Here is a 16,394-nt window from a genome sequence, read left to right as displayed (position 1 = left end):
CTCCTTAGTGCAACTTGCTGAAACCAGTCAAAAATTTTGATTTACACGCATTGCTTCACATATTTTACTGATTCACGTAACAAATTATTTAAGGTTTGCTATCTTAATGAGCGAGCAAACCAAATCCTCAGGTTGCGCTACGTAAAAATATCTCTAAAAATTCTGGCGCAACGACCAGTTCCCTGGTGTTGGCGCAGTATTCGCGCACCCCGGTTTATCCGGGGTCATTTTTTATGTGCCGCCGCAACCCATGCCTTCAGCACGGCCACATCGTTCTGCCACTCGGATTTCATCTCTTCCACCCATTCACCAACGTTATCCGACCACGCCGGCAGGTCCGGAGTCTGAATTTGCTGTCCAAGCTGTTGAATATGCCGCAGGCCAATAGACCCCGCCGCGCCTTTAATTTTATGCCCTTCATCGACGATCCCTTTCTGGTCGCGAGCGGTCAGATTAGACTCCAGTACCGCCATATAGCCCGGCATCATCTTCTCAAAAACCGCAAGGCCATCGTTGATAAGCTTTGGCCCCACCAGCTCGATATACTGCTCAAGCATTGGGATATCCAGCACGGATGCCGATTTACTCACATCCACGGTCGGCATTTCGCACTCATCCTCTTCCGGCGAATCCCAGAATTTTTTAATCATAGCCGTAAGCGCCGGCACCGATAGCGGTTTACTCAGGACGTCGTCCATGCCGGCATCGAGATACTCTTTTTTATTTTTCAGGACGTTGGCGGTCAGGGCAACCAGAGGCGGTAGCTCGTCGGCGGCAAAGTGCTGCTTAAGATGACGAGAAATATCCAGGCCCGTCATATCCGGCAGCTGGATATCCAGCAGCACCAGGTCGTACTCGCCCGGTTCAAACATCTCCAGCGCGGCCTTACCGGTCATCGCTACATCGACGCTGTTGCCCAGCTTCTCCAGCACCGAGCGCGCCACAATCACGTTGAGCTCGATATCCTCGACCAGCAGCACGTTCAGCGCCGGCAGGGGCATCTCATCTTCAGTCAGCATATCTTCCACTTCTTCCGCCACCGCCGGCGCATGCACGGTCAGCGTAAACGTGGCCCCCTGGCCCGGCTGGCTGGAGACGTTAATGTCGCCGCCCATATTGCGAGCCAGACGACGCGATACGGCAAGACCGATCCCGGTGCCTGTCGCAGGCTTGCCACCGTGGCTGTCTTTCACCTGATAATACATCGCGAAGATCTTATCCTGCTCGGCTTCGGGAATGCCGATGCCGGAATCTTCCACTTCAAAATGCAGGATATCGCCTTCATCATAACGAACGCGAACGGTGACGTTGCCACCTTGCGGGGTGAATTTCACGGCGTTACTGATGAGGTTCCACAGAATCTGCCGCAGACGCGTCCCGTCGGTCACCACTTTATGCGGCAGCGGCAGAGTCGGATCCAGGACAAAGCGCAGCCCTTTCTGTTGCGCCTGCAGGCCGGAGAGGTTTTCCAGATCGGCCAGGAAACCGGTGAAATCGACCTGCTGATTATCCAACTGGACTTTGCGCCGTTCCATTTTATCCATGTCGATAATATCGTTGAAAATATTCCCCAACGTGACGGCAGAAACATGGATAGTTTTGAGGTATTTTTCCTGCTCACCGGTCAGCTCGGTATCCAGCAGGATACGACTCAGCCCGACGATGCCGTTAAGCGGCGTGCGCAGTTCGTGGCTGATCGTTGAGATAAAGGTGGTCTTATCGCGGCTGGCGCGCTCCAGCGCATCCTGGTAGCGCTTACGTTCGGTAATATCGCGGCCAAAGCCCATCAGTCCACGGCGCTTGCCGACGCGGTCATAGTAAGGAACCTTGCGGATTTCAAAGCAGGCTTTACGCCCGTCCGGATAATCCAGCCACTGCTCGTAGGTCAGCGACACATTATGGCGGAAGACTTTTTCGTCAGTCTCCAGCACTTTAACCGCCGCCTCTTCGTTATAGACATCCTGAGGTTTCAGGTGGATAAGCTGCTTTTCACTTTTCCCGGTCAGTAGTTCCATCGCCCGGTTACAGCCAGAAAACTCTTTGTCTTCATTGCGATAGAATACCAGGTCCGGCGAGGCATCAAGGAAAGAACGGAGGAAGGAGGATTGCTGTTCCAGCTGAATTTGCGTCTCTTCACGCTCTTTCATCTCAATCTTCAGCTGTTCCAGCGTCGTCTCGCGTTCGGCTTCCGCCTTTTCACGCTCGCCAATCTCCTGATTGAGCTGCGCGATATTATCTTTGAGCTGCACGTTAAGCTGCAGGTCGCGCTCGCGCATCTCCTCCAGTTTTTCCACCAGCCGGGAGAGACGCTGCCGCGACTCTTCCAGTTGCTCCACCACCACCGACAAAAAGTAGACTGCCCAGGGGGTTATCAGCAGACCAAAGAAGATAGAGCGGATAACGTCGATGCTCTCAACCTGGCCATGCAGAACCATGGTGACGGCCATCTGTACCACAATCGCCAGCACCACCAGGGCAAGGGCCAACAGCATGGAAAAACGCACCAGACCCAGCTTCATCATCAGGTCGACATAGTACTGCGCCAGCATACGGATTTGCTTCATAAGGGATTCCTTCGCGACAACTCCGCACAATAATACCCAATTCTGAGCAATACGCTGTAAGTTGTGCAAAAAATGCGGGCGCCCTTACTCTAAAGCTGCGCGCGGCACCCAGGCTTGTCCCAGCGCCGAGCCCTGCACGCCATGTTGGTTGAGATAGCGGTCGAGTTCAACCATCCCGGTCCAGCGATTCTCACACCACAGGGGGGCCAGCAGCGTCGGCCGCCGGGCGCTGGCGGAAATGCGGTGATAGATAACCTCAGGTGGCGTGTGGCGAATCATCTCCCCGGCAATGATCGTATACTCATCCAGCGCAATCGCCTGCAACCGCCCCGCCTGCCAGGCTTTGGCCATCGTACTGCCGGTGACGATATGCAGCGGATGCAGTTTGATACCATCCACGCCGGTATCCACAACCTGTTCCAGCGTTTGCAGGCAATGGCTCTGCGCCTCGCCCGGGAGCCCGACTATCAAATGCGCGCAGACCTTCAGCCCGCGCTCACGCGCCAGCCGGGTCGTACGCTGATAACAGGCAAAATCATGCCCACGATTAATCCGCTGCAGCGTTTTGTCATGCGCCGTCTGTAAGCCTAGCTCCAGCCACACTTCGTAACCCTGTTCCCGATAGCCGCTGAGCAGATCCAGTACCGCCTCCGGGACGCAGTCAGGACGAGTGCCCACGCACAGTCCAACGATATTGGCCTGACTCACCGCCTGCTGATACATCGAGCGCAGTACCTGAACTTCGGCAAAGGTGCTGGTGTAAGCCTGAAAATAAGCGAGATAGCGCTTTGCGCGATTAACCCGCTGCGCCTGATGTGCCAGCTGTTCAGCAATAGAGTGGTGCTGCTGCTCTTCGTCAGCAAAAGAGGCAACGTTGCAGAACGTGCAGCCTCCGCGGCCAATGGTGCCATCGCGATTCGGGCAGCTAAACCCGCCATGCAGCGTCAGTTTATGAACCTTTTCGCCATAGCGCCGCGAAAGATCCCCACCAAACATATTGACTAATTTCTGTAACTGCATAATCTGATAGACCGGCCTGAAGAAAGGGGCCAAGCCTGCCATTTTTAGCCACCGACGGCGATGACCTGGATCAATCGTCAGCGCGGCCGCTCAGCTCATTGCATAAACACTCAAGATAACTGCAATTTCATTCACTCACTCTGTGATGACTTTTCCTTATACTTAACCTCAGGTTTGCCATTATCTTCATCAGGGCAAAAAACAGTGTTATTTACCGCCTTCAAGGTAACAGGCAGATAAATACTCTGCGATAAATAGGCAGTTCAGCACAGATCGATAATGTTACGCTATCGATATAGTGAGACAGATCACACTAGATTATGCTTTCCGCTACGTTTCAGCGCCGCTTAAAACACAACTATTATCTTAATTATCATAACGTTAAACCATGTATAGCACATTTTTGTATAAATAAGATTGCCATTTGACGTAAGTGCGGATTCCCGATAAGTTGGGAATCCGCTGGAAGCTTTCTGGATGAGCACTCTGCTCATCATATTTATGCAGTAATTGAGATTCCCTCTTACAGCAAGTCCTCAAACTTGCGTACCGATGCGAAAAGGATTTAAAGAGGGCGAATGCGAGGTGCAAACCCCGTCGCCATGCTCTTTCTGTGCCCGTGCGCAATCGGTATCGGAGGGTGTCCCGTAGAGCCTGGGGAGGTTCACTGATATGTTGTACGATAAATCCCTTGAGAGGGATAACTGTGGTTTCGGCCTGATCGCCCACATAGAAGGCGAACCTAGCCACAAGGTAGTGCGTACCGCTATACACGCACTGGCCCGAATGCAGCACCGCGGCGCGATCCTTGCCGATGGTAAAACCGGCGACGGTTGTGGCTTGCTGCTGCAAAAACCTGACCGTTTCTTCCGTATCGTTGCGGAAGAGCGCGGCTGGCGTTTAGCCAAAAATTACGCCGTCGGGATGTTGTTCCTTAATAAAGATCCTGAACTGGCGGCTACGGCACGCCGCATCGTTGAAGAAGAACTACAACGTGAAACCCTGTCCATCGTCGGCTGGCGCGAAGTGCCGACCAACGAAGGGGTTCTCGGTGAAATCGCCCTCTCCTCGCTGCCCCGTATTGAACAAATTTTTGTTAACGCCCCGGCAGGCTGGCGCCCGCGCGATATGGAACGCCGTTTGTTCATCGCCCGTCGCCGCATTGAAAAGCGTCTGCAGGAAGATAAAGATTTCTACGTTTGCAGCCTGTCGAATCTGGTGAACATTTACAAAGGTCTGTGTATGCCGGCTGACCTGCCGCGCTTCTACCTGGACCTCGCGGACCTGCGTCTGGAGTCGGCAATCTGCCTGTTCCACCAGCGCTTCTCCACCAACACCGTACCGCGCTGGCCGCTGGCACAGCCGTTCCGCTACCTGGCGCACAACGGCGAAATCAACACTATCACCGGCAACCGCCAGTGGGCGCGCGCGCGTACCTACAAGTTCCAGACGCCATTAATTCCGGACCTGCACGATGCGGCACCGTTCGTGAACGAAACCGGCTCCGACTCCAGCTCCATGGATAACATGCTTGAGCTGCTGCTGGCCGGCGGGATGGATATCGTGCGCGCCATGCGTCTGCTCGTACCGCCAGCCTGGCAGAACAACCCGGATATGGATCCGGAGCTGCGCGCCTTCTTTGATTTTAACTCCATGCATATGGAGCCGTGGGATGGCCCGGCGGGCATCGTGATGTCCGACGGCCGCTATGCCGCCTGTAACCTCGATCGTAACGGCCTGCGCCCGGCGCGCTACGTCATCACCAAAGACAAGCTGATCACCTGCGCTTCAGAAGTCGGGATTTGGGATTACCAGCCTGACGAAGTCGTCGAAAAAGGCCGCGTTGGCCCGGGCGAACTGATGGTTATCGATACCCGCGGCGGACGTATTCTGCACTCTGCGGAAACCGATGATGACCTGAAAAGCCGCCACCCTTACAAAGAGTGGATGGAGAAAAACGTCCGTCGCCTGGTGCCGTTCGAAGATCTGCCTGACGAAGAGGTTGGCAGCCGTCAGCTGGATGATGACACCCTCGCCAGCTTCCAGAAACAGTTTAACTACAGCGCAGAAGAGCTGGACTCCGTCCTGCGCGTTCTGGGCGAAAACGGCCAGGAAGCGGTCGGTTCAATGGGCGATGATACCCCGTTTGCCGTGCTCTCCAGCCAGCCGCGTATCATTTACGACTACTTCCGTCAGCAGTTCGCGCAGGTTACCAACCCGCCGATCGACCCGCTGCGTGAAGCCCACGTGATGTCGCTGGCCACCAGCATCGGCCGTGAAATGAACGTCTTCTGCGAAGCGGAAGGCCAGGCGCACCGCCTGAGCTTCAAATCGCCGATCCTGCTGTACTCCGATTTCAAACAGCTCACCACCATGGAAGAGGAGCACTATCGCGCCGATACGCTGGATATCACCTTTAACGCCGCGGAAATCTCGCTGGCCGACACGGTGAAGGCGCTGTGTGATAAAGCCGAACAGATGGTGCGTAACGGTACCGTTCTGCTGGTGCTCTCCGATCGTAATATCGCCAAAGATCGTCTGCCGGTTCCGGCGCCGATGGCGGTAGGCGCGATTCAAACCCGCCTGGTGGATAAGAGCCTGCGCTGCGATGCCAACATTATCGTTGAAACCGCCAGCGCCCGTGACCCGCACCACTTCGCGGTGCTGCTGGGCTTCGGCGCCACGGCTATCTATCCGTACCTGGCCTATGAAACGCTGGCGAAGCTGGTCGATAACAAGGCCATTGAGAAAGACTACCGTACAGTGATGCTGAACTACCGTAACGGCATCAACAAAGGCCTGTACAAGATCATGTCTAAGATGGGCATCTCGACCATCGCCTCCTACCGCTGCTCGAAGCTGTTCGAAGCGGTTGGCCTGCATCGTGAGGTTTCCGACCTGTGCTTCCTCGGCGTTGTCAGCCGCATCGGCGGCGCGGGCTTTGATGACTTCCAGCAGGATCTGCTGAATCTGTCTAAACGCGCCTGGCTGGTCCGTAAGCCGTTGGATCAGGGCGGTCTGCTGAAATATGTTCACGGCGGTGAATATCACGCCTACAACCCGGACGTAGTCCGCACGCTGCAGCAGGCGGTTCAGAGCGGTGAATACCACGACTATCAGCAATATGCGAACCTGGTAAATGAACGCCCGGCCGCAACGCTGCGCGATCTGCTGGCGCTGAATCCTGGCGATGACGCCATCAGCATCGACCACGTTGAATCGGCCAAAGAGCTGTTCAAACGCTTCGATACCGCCGCCATGTCTATCGGTGCGTTAAGCCCGGAAGCTCATGAATCGCTGGCGGAAGCGATGAACAGCATCGGCGGCTTCTCTAACTCCGGCGAAGGCGGCGAAGACCCGGCGCGCTATGGCACCAACAAAGTGTCGCGTATTAAACAGGTCGCTTCCGGTCGCTTCGGCGTCACTCCGGCTTACCTGGTCAACGCCGACGTTATCCAGATTAAAGTTGCTCAGGGCGCGAAGCCGGGCGAAGGCGGGCAGCTGCCGGGTGACAAAGTCACGCCGTACATTGCCAAACTGCGCTATTCGGTCCCGGGCGTGACCCTGATTTCACCGCCGCCGCACCACGATATTTACTCTATCGAGGATCTGGCGCAGCTGATTTTCGACCTGAAACAGGTCAACCCGAAAGCGATGATCTCCGTGAAGCTGGTTTCCGAACCGGGCGTCGGCACCATCGCCACCGGCGTGGCCAAAGCCTATGCCGATCTTATCACCATCGCCGGTTACGACGGTGGTACGGGGGCCAGCCCGCTCTCCTCCGTGAAATACGCCGGTTGTCCGTGGGAACTGGGTCTGGTGGAAACCCAACAGGCGCTGGTGGCTAACGGTCTGCGTCACAAGATCCGTCTGCAGGTGGATGGCGGCCTGAAAACCGGCCTCGACATCATCAAGGCGGCGATTCTTGGCGCAGAAAGCTTCGGCTTCGGCACGGGCCCGATGGTCGCGCTCGGCTGTAAATATCTGCGTATCTGCCACCTGAACAACTGCGCAACCGGCGTAGCCACTCAGGATGACAAACTGCGTAAGAACCACTATCACGGCCTGCCGTTCAAAGTGACCAACTACTTTGAATTCATCGCCCGCGAAACCCGCGAGCTGATGGCTGAGCTTGGCGTGAAGCGTCTGGTGGATCTGATTGGCCGTACCGACCTGCTGAAAGTGCTGGATGGCTTTACCGCGAAGCAGCAGAAGCTGGATCTGAGCAAACTGCTGGAAACCGCCGAGCCGCATCCGGGGAAAGCGCTGTACTGCACCGAAAGCAACCCGCCGTTTGATAACGGCGTGCTGAACGCGCAGCTGCTGCAGCAGGCAAAACCATTCGTGGACAGCAAGCAGAGCAAAACCTTCTGGTTCGATATCCGTAATACCGATCGTTCCGTTGGCGCGTCGTTGTCCGGCTATATCGCCCAGACCCACGGCGATCAGGGGCTGGCGGCAGACCCGATTACCGCGCACTTCAGCGGTACCGCAGGCCAGAGCTTCGGCGTATGGAACGCCGGCGGCGTAGAACTGCATCTGACCGGTGACGCGAACGACTACGTGGGTAAAGGGATGGCAGGCGGTCTGCTGTCAATCCGTCCTCCGGTGGGCTCCGCCTTCCGCAGTCACGAAGCGAGCATCATCGGTAACACCTGTCTGTACGGCGCGACCGGCGGTCGTCTGTACGCAGCAGGCCGCGCAGGCGAACGTTTTGCGGTGCGTAACTCCGGTGCCATTACCGTGGTAGAAGGCATCGGCGATAACGGCTGCGAATACATGACCGGCGGCATCGTCTGCGTACTGGGTAAAACCGGCGTCAACTTTGGCGCAGGGATGACCGGCGGCTTTGCTTACGTCCTGGATGAAGACGGCGATTTCCGTAAACGTGTGAACCCGGAACTGGTGGAAGTGTTGGGCGTTGACTCTCTCGCTATCCATGAAGAGCACCTGCGTGGTCTGATTACCGAACACGTGCAGCTTACCGGTTCGTCTCGTGGCGAAGAGATCCTGGCCAACTGGCCGGCTTTTGCCGCGAAATTCGCGCTGGTTAAACCAAAGTCCAGCGATGTTAAAGCACTGTTGGGTCACCGTAGTCGTAGCGCAGCAGAGCTGCGTGTGCAGGCGCAGTAAGGAATTCAGATGAGCCAGAACGTATACCAGTTTATCGACTTACAGCGCGTTGATCCGCCAAAGAAACCGCTGAAGATCCGTAAAATTGAATTTGTAGAAATTTACGAGCCGTTTTCAGAAGGCCAGGCCAAAGCCCAGGCAGACCGCTGCCTGTCCTGCGGCAACCCGTACTGCGAATGGAAATGTCCGGTCCATAACTACATCCCGAACTGGCTGAAGCTGGCCAATGAGGGGCGTATTTTTGAAGCGGCAGAACTGTCGCATCAGACCAACACCCTGCCGGAAGTCTGCGGGCGCGTCTGCCCGCAGGACCGTCTGTGCGAAGGCTCCTGTACGCTGAACGACGAGTTCGGCGCGGTGACTATCGGCAACATCGAACGCTATATCAACGATAAAGCGTTCGAGATGGGCTGGCGCCCGGATCTCTCCGGCGTGAAACCAACCGGTAAAACGGTGGCGATCGTCGGTGCTGGTCCGGCAGGACTGGCCTGCGCAGACGTCCTGACCCGCAACGGCGTCAAAGCCGTGGTATTCGATCGCCATCCGGAAATCGGTGGCCTGCTGACCTTCGGTATTCCGGCGTTTAAGCTGGAAAAAGAGGTGATGACCCGCCGCCGTGAAATTTTCACCGGCATGGGGATTGAGTTCAAACTCAATATCGAAGTGGGCCGTGACGTTCAGCTTGACGATCTGCTGAAAGATTACGACGCCGTGTTCCTCGGCGTGGGGACCTATCAGTCCATGCGTGGCGGGCTGGAAAACGAAGACGCGAATGGTGTCTTTGATGCGCTGCCGTTCCTGATTGCCAACACCAAGCAGACCATGGGCTTTGGCGAAACGGCAAGCGAGCCTTACGTCAATATGGAAGGCAAACGCGTGGTGGTTCTCGGCGGTGGCGACACCGCGATGGACTGCGTGCGTACTTCCGTACGTCAGGGCGCGACTCACGTTATTTGCGCCTACCGTCGCGACGAAGAAAACATGCCGGGCTCCAAACGCGAAGTGAAAAACGCGCGTGAAGAGGGCGTCGAGTTCCAGTTCAACGTTCAGCCTCTGGGCGTAGAAGTGAATGCTAACGGCAAAGTGTGCGGCGTGAAAATGGCGCGTACCGAGATGGGCCAACCGGATGCCAAGGGGCGTCGTCGTGCGGAGATCGTCGCAGGCTCCGAGCACGTGGTCCCGGCAGATGCGGTGGTGATGGCGTTTGGTTTCCGCCCGCACAGCATGGAGTGGCTGGCGAAGCACGACGTTGAGCTGGATTCTCAGGGCCGTATTATTGCGCCGGAAGGCCATGAAAACGCATTCCAGACCAGTAACCCGAAAATCTTTGCCGGCGGCGATATCGTGCGCGGTTCCGATCTGGTGGTGACGGCGATTGCCGAAGGTCGTAAAGCGGCTGACGGGATCCTGAACTACCTGGAAGTGTAATCAATAAACCCGGATAAACTGTCTGTCCGGGTCTCTGACAGAGCCCGCTGGCGCAAGCCCGCGGGCTTTTTTATCATGCCAGCAGAGCGGCGCGGACCTTAATGACCACTTTTTTAATCCCGGCGCTGTGCCCGACCTGGCAACCGGGTTTGTGTGGTTCATCGGGCATGAAAACCGCAAACATATCCGGATGCAAGGTCAGTACCTGTTCCCCGCGTATCCGACGACAAAGCTGATAATCCTCGTCAGGATGCGCTTCTTCGCACTCACAGGCCGACCCCGCCACGCCATAAAAGATCCGCTCTTCCCCCGCCAGTAAAATCTGGATATCGATAAACTGGCTATGCAGTTCGGCTTTTTTCTCTTCCGGCACACCGCTATGAAACTGCATGACGTTCATCAATACATTGTCGCCCTGCAGCTCATAGCGCCCGGGGGCGATAGTGTGCAGATCGTGGGCCTGCGCCAGGGCGATAGCCCGGACCAGAACCGCCGGAAGACCGGAATGCGAAGGCTGCCGTAGATGACCCAGAATCATATCTTTCCTCCCTGTGCCCATAATGCCGCCCCTAACAGGCCCGCATCATGCAGATAATAAGCTTCCCGCAGCGGAACATGATAGACCGCAGGTTCTTGTGACAAGTACTTCTCAACCCGCGGCAGGTAGCCGCCTGCAAGACCGATACTGCCGCCGATCACAACGCAGGCGCAGTCCGTAACGGCCTTCAGGTCAGCAATCAGTCGGGCCAGCGTACGTGCCGATCGCTGAATCAATATCTCCGCCTGCGGGTGTCCCTCGCTCGCCAGAGCAAATATCGCTTTTGCATCCAGCCCGCTGAGCTCACCGCCGGCCGCCGCCGCGATGCCGCGCCCGGAAGCGATAGCCTCGACACAGCCTTTCCGGCCGCAGCCGCAGAGTGGTCCATCAGGATCCGCCAGCGTATGGCCACAATGACCGGCCAGACCTCCGCGACCGGTCAGCAGCCTGCCCTGGCTGACGATCCCCCCGCCAACGCCGGTTGAAACGGTCAAAAAGAGCATCTCGCTGACTTTCTCCGGCAGCGCATGATATTCCGCCCATGCTGCGGCCTGAGCATCATTGAGGGCAATACCGGGCAACGCCGTGAGGTCGGATAAACACGCCTGCAGGGGAAAATGCGCCAGTCCTCCCAGATTTTCTGGATTGATGGCCGTCAGAATGCCGTCCCGAATGATGCCGGTGGAGGCGATAGCAAAACGATCCGCGCGCGTCGAGAGAGGGGCCACCAGCGCCGCCAGCGCGGCAGCTAATGCCGCCGGCGTCTGACTGGCTGGCGTGGGGACTTCACGTCGCTCCAGGAGGGTCAATCGGCTGTCTATCAGTGCGGCGGCTAGCTTGGTGCCGCCAATATCAATCGCCAGCGTCGTCATTGCACCGCCTTTTTCAGCGCCGTATTGTACCACTCGCAAATGTGTTCCAGCCGCGTAATGGCGGAGCCTACGGTCACCGCCCAGGCGCCGTGACGCATGGCCTCTGCCGCCTGCGCTGGCGTGTTGTAGCGCCCTTCGGCAATCACCCGACAGCCCGCTGCGTGTAGCGCCTGTACCAGCGCCAAATCAGGCTCTTCCGGCGTGTGCGCCGTGGTATACCCCGACAGGGTGGTGCCGATAATTTCCGTACCGAGCTGCTGACAGAACACCCCATCTGCCACGGATGAACAGTCGGCCATTGCCAGCTTGTGCTGCTGATGGATACGGGCCAGCAGGGCTTCCACCGCCACCGGGCGCGGCCGACGGGTACCATCGAAAGCAATAATATCCGCCCCCGCCTGCGCCAGAGCATCAACATCCTCTAAAAATGGGGTAATGCGTACCGGCGAATCATCGAGGTCACGTTTGAGAATACCGATAATGGGTACGGTCACCCGTGCGCGGGTCGCACGCAGATTCTCAACGCCTTCGATACGCAATGCCACCGCCCCGGCCTGTTCGGCCGCCAGCGCCATCGCCGCGACAATTGCCGGCGTATCCAGCGGGCTACCGGGGACCGGCTGACAGGAGACAATTAACCCGCCGCTGGCGTGGATGCGGTTATCCAGTTGTTCAAGCAAAGACATAATAACTCCCTGAGTATGCTCAATGCCCGGCCCGAGGGCCGGGCGCAGATTACCTGGTTTTCATTAATTCACTTTTACCGGCACCGAACGGCACTGCGCCGCTCAGGGGCCTGCCATCAATCGCATCGTGAGTTCGCACCGCTTCCGGGCGGATCCAGCGCTGAACACGCGAGGGCATATCCAGCCCGATAAGCAGGATCACCACAAAGGTCAGGCCGAAAGAGAGCGATCCCAGCGTCGTGCCCAGATCCATCCGCTGCGCGATCAGCGCACCGAGAATCGGCGCGATCGCCCCACCTAAGGCCCCGACGTTATAGGTAAAACCCAGGCCCGCAGCACGCTGATCGGTATCGAAGTAGCCGCCGATCAATTTAGGCAAGATCCCGGAGATCCCCTGTCCAAGCATCTGCTGGAAGAACAGTAACAGTCCCAACACCCACACGTTGGTGCCGCCGATAGCAAAGACGGGAATAATCAACAGCTGGGAAGCCAGCAGGCTACAGACATAGGCTTTGCGCGTTCCCAGCCAGTCACCGAGAAAACCGCCGACGCAACAGCCGACCGCCGCACCAAAACCGCTGAAGAACAGCACCTTCGCCACGGTCGTATGATCGTAAGCGAGCTCCGTTTTAAGATAGGTGGGCAAAAGCGCCTGGATAGGCCATGAATAGAGAAAGGCGAACAGGACGACTACCATCAGCGTCACGCCCGTTGGCCAGCGTTTACCGCTGCTTTGCACCATAAAGCTGATAAAGATCGTGGTGCAGAGCAGCCCCAGTGCGACCACGATTCCGGCATTGTTGAGCTCGCCGGCGAAACAGAACCACAGCGCCGTCGCCGCCACAATGGTCAGGAAAATATTGATCGCCCGGTGTTTACCGCAGTAGAGGATATCCACCATGGTCCGCACCGGCGCCTTACCCTGATGCTTCTCTTTCCAGTCTTCGGCTTCCGGGATGTTTTTCCGCAGCCACAGCGCAAAAATAATCGGCACGATGCCAATGAAAAAGAGCGCACGCCATCCCCAGACCGGTACCACCAGGCTGTAGATTTGCGCGGCAATCACCGCCCCGACGGAAAAGCCGGAGATCAGAAAACCACTGGCCTTGTTACGCAGCTGCTTTGGCCAGCTTTCAATGACATAGGTCGCACTGGATCCATATTCCCCCGCCATCCCCATGCCAATCACCAGACGGGCGATAAACAGGGTGGTAAAACCGGTGGCAAAGCCGCAGGCCAGCGTGCCGACGGAAAAGAGAATAATACTGGTGACCATGGCCAGCCGCCGTCCGTAACGATCGCCCATTGCGCCCAGCATCAGGCCGCCAAACCAGCGAGAAATGAAGGCGGCTGAGATCAGACTCGCCGCCTCTACGGTTGTCAGACCAAAGTCAGCCTGGATTTCTGTCAACACCAGGGCAATCAGGACAAAATCAAAACCATCAAGCAAATATCCCAGCCAGGCGGCGGAGAAAGCCCGCCACTGCGCCCGGTTGAGATGGCGATACCACGGGATGTTCTCGGTCGTTGCGATCATTTTACTCTCCCGCGATGGGTCAGACCCACGCTTGGTTTGCCATACCAGATGTCGCTATCACCGCACCCGATATAGACCGTGTTGTGACCCGGACCGGGCGCATAGCGCCTCCATCCGGGAATATCCCCGCTCGCACAATGCGGCGGGGAAACCGCTAACCTCAAGCCAGCCGCGCTTTCTCCTGCTGCAGCTGTTGCGCCAGCGCTTTCAGCTCCGGCAAGAACTGCTCAGCAACCGGAGCGAACGGTTTGCGACATAGCGGTTCAGCGACCACATCCATGTAGTGCAGCACGGTTTTCAGCCCCCGGAATACGCCGGTTTTAATCAGCAGATCGATCGCCTTGTTGCATTCACACTGCAGCCTTTGCGCTTCCGCTATATCGCCCGCCCGCAGCGCTTTCACGATCCCCTGATAGCGCCAGCCCATAATGTTATAGGTGCTACCGATCCCGCCATCGGCGCCGGCCAGCAAGCCAGAAGCAAAAATCTCGTCATAGCCGTTGTAAAGCACCAGATCCGGATGCGCCCGGCGGATCTGCTCCATCTGGTAAAGATCGCCTGAGGTCTGCTTCAATGCCCCCACGCCCGGCAGCCTCACCAGCGTATTGATCTGATCCAGGGAGAGCTTCACGCCGCTCAGCGCCGGGATGTTGTAGACCACCATCGGTAAGCCATTGGCTGAATCAATAATGGCCTGGTAGTGGGCGCAGTGCTCTTCAAAGCTGAAGGGATAGTAGAACGGCGTGACGGCGGACACGGCATCATAGCCATAGCTCTCCGCAGCTTCAGCCAGTCGCTGGCTCTCCAGCGTGCTGACGCAGCCAACATGGGCAATCAGCGTCATTTTTCCCTTCGCTTCTTCCGCTACGATCTCCAGCACTTGCTGACGTTCTGCACTACTTTGCACAAAAGCTTCACCGGTCGAACCGCCAACGTACAACCCGTCGATTCCCTGACTCAAATTGAAACGTACCAGCCGGCGCAGACTCTCTTTATCCAGCTTTTGTTCCCCGTCAAACGGCGTAAGCAGCGCTGCCATGACTCCACGTAAATTAACCGCCATATCTCACCTCGTATGCTATTTGTTATGATTAACTGTGTACCTTTATACCTGTTATACCAGACGAGTTGCGCGAAGACCTCATAGGGAACGCTTATTATGCGATCGGCTTCACTAAACGAGGATCCAGACGATCGGTCTTGTTACTTACGTGATTGTTTTTTCTGGCCGAAGGCGTGCCAGGTGGCGGAAACGCTATTGAGGTGGGTCTGCAGGGCGCGATCGGCCTCATCAGGATCATGGCGGCGGATCGCATCAACGATGTCGATATGTTGTTGATAGCTTACGTTATTATGTTCGTGAAGCTCGTGCTCCGGGACGGTAGGGCGTGCGGCGATGAGCCAGTCCAGCAGGGCGACATGGATAGCCAGGAAGATAGGATTACCGGGAATTTCCGCCAGCACGCGGTGAAATTCAACGTCTGAACGGATAAACAGCGCGTTATCATCCAGCGACTGGCTGTTGATCTTCAGCGCCTGCTCCAGCTTTGCAACCTGCTCGTCGCTGGCGTGCTCCGCTGCATAGCGGACCAGGCTGGACTCGAAAAACAGACGCAGCTGTTCAAAATGCGCGATCCCACCGGGGTGAGAGAGAAAATCCTTCGCCATCCCCGAAAGTTCGCCAATGATGGTGTCGGCAGAAGGCCGGGAGACGCGGGCGCGTTCACCGTTGTTAATCTGCACCAGTCCTTTACGCTTTAACGCGGCCAGAGCTTCGCGCACAGAAGGTCGCCCGACGTTGAAAAAAGTCATCAGCTCACGTTCAGAAGGTAGCTGCTCGCCTTCGGCAAACTCACGGCGGCGAATCATATTCTCGAGCTCTTCTTCTACCATCTCCGACAGCTTTTTGCGCGCCAGAGGGCGGCGGTGCAGGCTGTTACCGATGGGGGTGGATGCTTCTTCTGTCTGGGGATCAAATGCGCTCATAGGGACCATGTGTGATGTGTGACAGCAAGTGACGACCGAACCATCTTAACACAAGAATGCCATGCTGGCGGCGTAGATAACAGAACAGGCCCCGAAGGGCCTGCAATATGAAATCCACGACCTGCTGGATTATTTCACGACGCGCAGCGCCGGACGCCCACCGCGCGGCGGCGGCGGCGTATCATCCGGGTCATCATCATGATGATCCGGCTTATCGCCATCGATCACCGACATGACCGTCTCGCTTTCATTGCTTACCGATGCATCGTCATCATTCAGAGTGCTGACCTCTTCATCGTAAGCCGCTTCAGGTTCGAACATAGTACCCGCGCCGTTTTCACGAGCATAGATAGCCAGTACGGCAGCCATAGGCACGGAAACGTTACGCGGGACACCGCCGAAGCGCGCGTTGAAGCGTACTTCGTCATTAGCCAGTTCCAGATTACCCACGGCGCGCGGAGCAATATTCAGAACGATTTGCCCGTCGCGCGCATACTCCATCGGAACCTGTACGTTTGGCAGTGTCACATCCACAACCAGGTGTGGAGTCAGCTGGTTATCCAGCAGCCACTCATAGAACGCCCGCAGTAGGTACGGGCGACGCGGCGTTAGCTGCGATACATCCATCGG

The 16,394-nt window shown here is 56.9% G+C and carries 11 protein-coding genes; 2 read left to right on the top strand and 9 right to left on the bottom strand.

Going from position 1 to position 16,394, the window contains the following annotated elements; all coding sequences use genetic code 11:
- Positions 1-224: 224 nt before the first annotated feature.
- Both arcB and mnmL read right to left on the bottom strand, forming a co-directional pair.
- Positions 225-2,564, bottom strand: a complete 2,340-nt coding sequence (arcB, locus tag GRPL_RS18605; RefSeq protein WP_032697432.1) for an aerobic respiration two-component sensor histidine kinase ArcB — start codon at positions 2,562-2,564, stop codon at positions 225-227.
- Positions 2,565-2,648: 84 nt separating this feature from the next.
- Entirely contained in the window at positions 2,649-3,584 is a 936-nt protein-coding gene (gene mnmL / locus GRPL_RS18610) for a tRNA modification radical SAM protein MnmL/YtqA (protein WP_049266998.1), read from the bottom strand.
- Positions 3,585-4,256: 672 nt separating this feature from the next.
- On the opposite strand from mnmL, the gene gltB reads away from it, so the two are divergent.
- Complete coding sequence (gltB, locus tag GRPL_RS18615) at positions 4,257-8,717, top strand: glutamate synthase large subunit (protein WP_072010664.1); 4,461 nt, start codon at positions 4,257-4,259, stop codon at positions 8,715-8,717.
- A 9-nt stretch (positions 8,718-8,726) separates the two neighbouring features.
- Entirely contained in the window at positions 8,727-10,145 is a 1,419-nt protein-coding gene (locus GRPL_RS18620) for a glutamate synthase small subunit (protein WP_032697430.1), read from the top strand.
- Positions 10,146-10,218: 73 nt separating this feature from the next.
- On the opposite strand, the gene nanQ is transcribed toward GRPL_RS18620, so the two are convergent.
- From nanQ to sspB, 7 genes are all read right to left on the bottom strand, one after another.
- Positions 10,219-10,683 carry an N-acetylneuraminate anomerase gene (gene nanQ, locus GRPL_RS18625; RefSeq protein ID WP_032698725.1) on the bottom strand — a complete coding sequence of 155 codons (465 nt, stop codon included), beginning with the start codon at positions 10,681-10,683 and terminating at the stop codon, positions 10,219-10,221.
- Positions 10,680-11,555, bottom strand: coding sequence for an N-acetylmannosamine kinase (gene nanK / locus GRPL_RS18630; protein WP_032698722.1), 876 nt, complete (start codon positions 11,553-11,555; stop codon positions 10,680-10,682). Before nanK ends, nanQ begins: the two co-directional genes overlap by 4 nt.
- Entirely contained in the window at positions 11,552-12,241 is a 690-nt protein-coding gene (locus GRPL_RS18635; RefSeq protein ID WP_032690554.1) for an N-acetylmannosamine-6-phosphate 2-epimerase, read from the bottom strand. Before GRPL_RS18635 ends, nanK begins: the two co-directional genes overlap by 4 nt.
- A 49-nt stretch (positions 12,242-12,290) precedes the next feature.
- Positions 12,291-13,778 (bottom strand): MFS transporter, encoded by a 1,488-nt coding sequence (locus tag GRPL_RS18640; RefSeq protein ID WP_032698721.1) that lies wholly within the window; start codon positions 13,776-13,778, stop codon positions 12,291-12,293.
- Between the two features lie 160 nt (positions 13,779-13,938).
- Positions 13,939-14,841 carry an N-acetylneuraminate lyase gene (gene nanA, locus GRPL_RS18645; protein WP_032690552.1) on the bottom strand — a complete coding sequence of 301 codons (903 nt, stop codon included), beginning with the start codon at positions 14,839-14,841 and terminating at the stop codon, positions 13,939-13,941.
- 140 nt (positions 14,842-14,981) lie between these two features.
- The gene (nanR, locus tag GRPL_RS18650; protein WP_015585646.1) at positions 14,982-15,773 is read right to left on the bottom strand and encodes a transcriptional regulator NanR; all 792 of its coding nucleotides are present in this window, start codon (positions 15,771-15,773) and stop codon (positions 14,982-14,984) included.
- 120 nt (positions 15,774-15,893) lie between these two features.
- Positions 15,894-16,391, bottom strand: a complete 498-nt coding sequence (gene sspB / locus GRPL_RS18655; RefSeq protein WP_032690551.1) for a ClpXP protease specificity-enhancing factor — start codon at positions 16,389-16,391, stop codon at positions 15,894-15,896.
- Positions 16,392-16,394: the final 3 nt, after the last annotated feature.

Origin of the sequence: Klebsiella planticola ATCC 33531, from assembly GCF_000735435.1 — a bacterium.
GTDB classification, from domain to species: Bacteria; Pseudomonadota; Gammaproteobacteria; order Enterobacterales; family Enterobacteriaceae; genus Klebsiella; species Klebsiella planticola.
The sequence above is the reverse complement of the archived record's forward strand: the minus strand, read 5'-3'. Positions and strand labels throughout refer to the sequence as shown.

Excerpts from the sequence above, each read along its gene's own strand:
- arcB (WP_032697432.1), bottom strand. The coding sequence starts at position 2,564 with ATGAAGCAAATCCGTATGCTGGCGCAGTACTATGTCGACCTGATGATG.
- mnmL (WP_049266998.1), bottom strand. The coding sequence starts at position 3,584 with ATGCAGTTACAGAAATTAGTCAATATGTTTGGTGGGGATCTTTCGCGG.
- gltB (WP_072010664.1), top strand. The coding sequence starts at position 4,257 with ATGTTGTACGATAAATCCCTTGAGAGGGATAACTGTGGTTTCGGCCTG.
- GRPL_RS18620 (WP_032697430.1), top strand. The coding sequence starts at position 8,727 with ATGAGCCAGAACGTATACCAGTTTATCGACTTACAGCGCGTTGATCCG.
- nanQ (WP_032698725.1), bottom strand. The coding sequence starts at position 10,683 with ATGATTCTGGGTCATCTACGGCAGCCTTCGCATTCCGGTCTTCCGGCG.
- nanK (WP_032698722.1), bottom strand. The coding sequence starts at position 11,555 with ATGACGACGCTGGCGATTGATATTGGCGGCACCAAGCTAGCCGCCGCA.
- GRPL_RS18635 (WP_032690554.1), bottom strand. The coding sequence starts at position 12,241 with ATGTCTTTGCTTGAACAACTGGATAACCGCATCCACGCCAGCGGCGGG.
- GRPL_RS18640 (WP_032698721.1), bottom strand. The coding sequence starts at position 13,778 with ATGATCGCAACGACCGAGAACATCCCGTGGTATCGCCATCTCAACCGG.
- nanA (WP_032690552.1), bottom strand. The coding sequence starts at position 14,841 with ATGGCGGTTAATTTACGTGGAGTCATGGCAGCGCTGCTTACGCCGTTT.
- nanR (WP_015585646.1), bottom strand. The coding sequence starts at position 15,773 with ATGGTCCCTATGAGCGCATTTGATCCCCAGACAGAAGAAGCATCCACC.
- sspB (WP_032690551.1), bottom strand. The coding sequence starts at position 16,391 with ATGGATGTATCGCAGCTAACGCCGCGTCGCCCGTACCTACTGCGGGCG.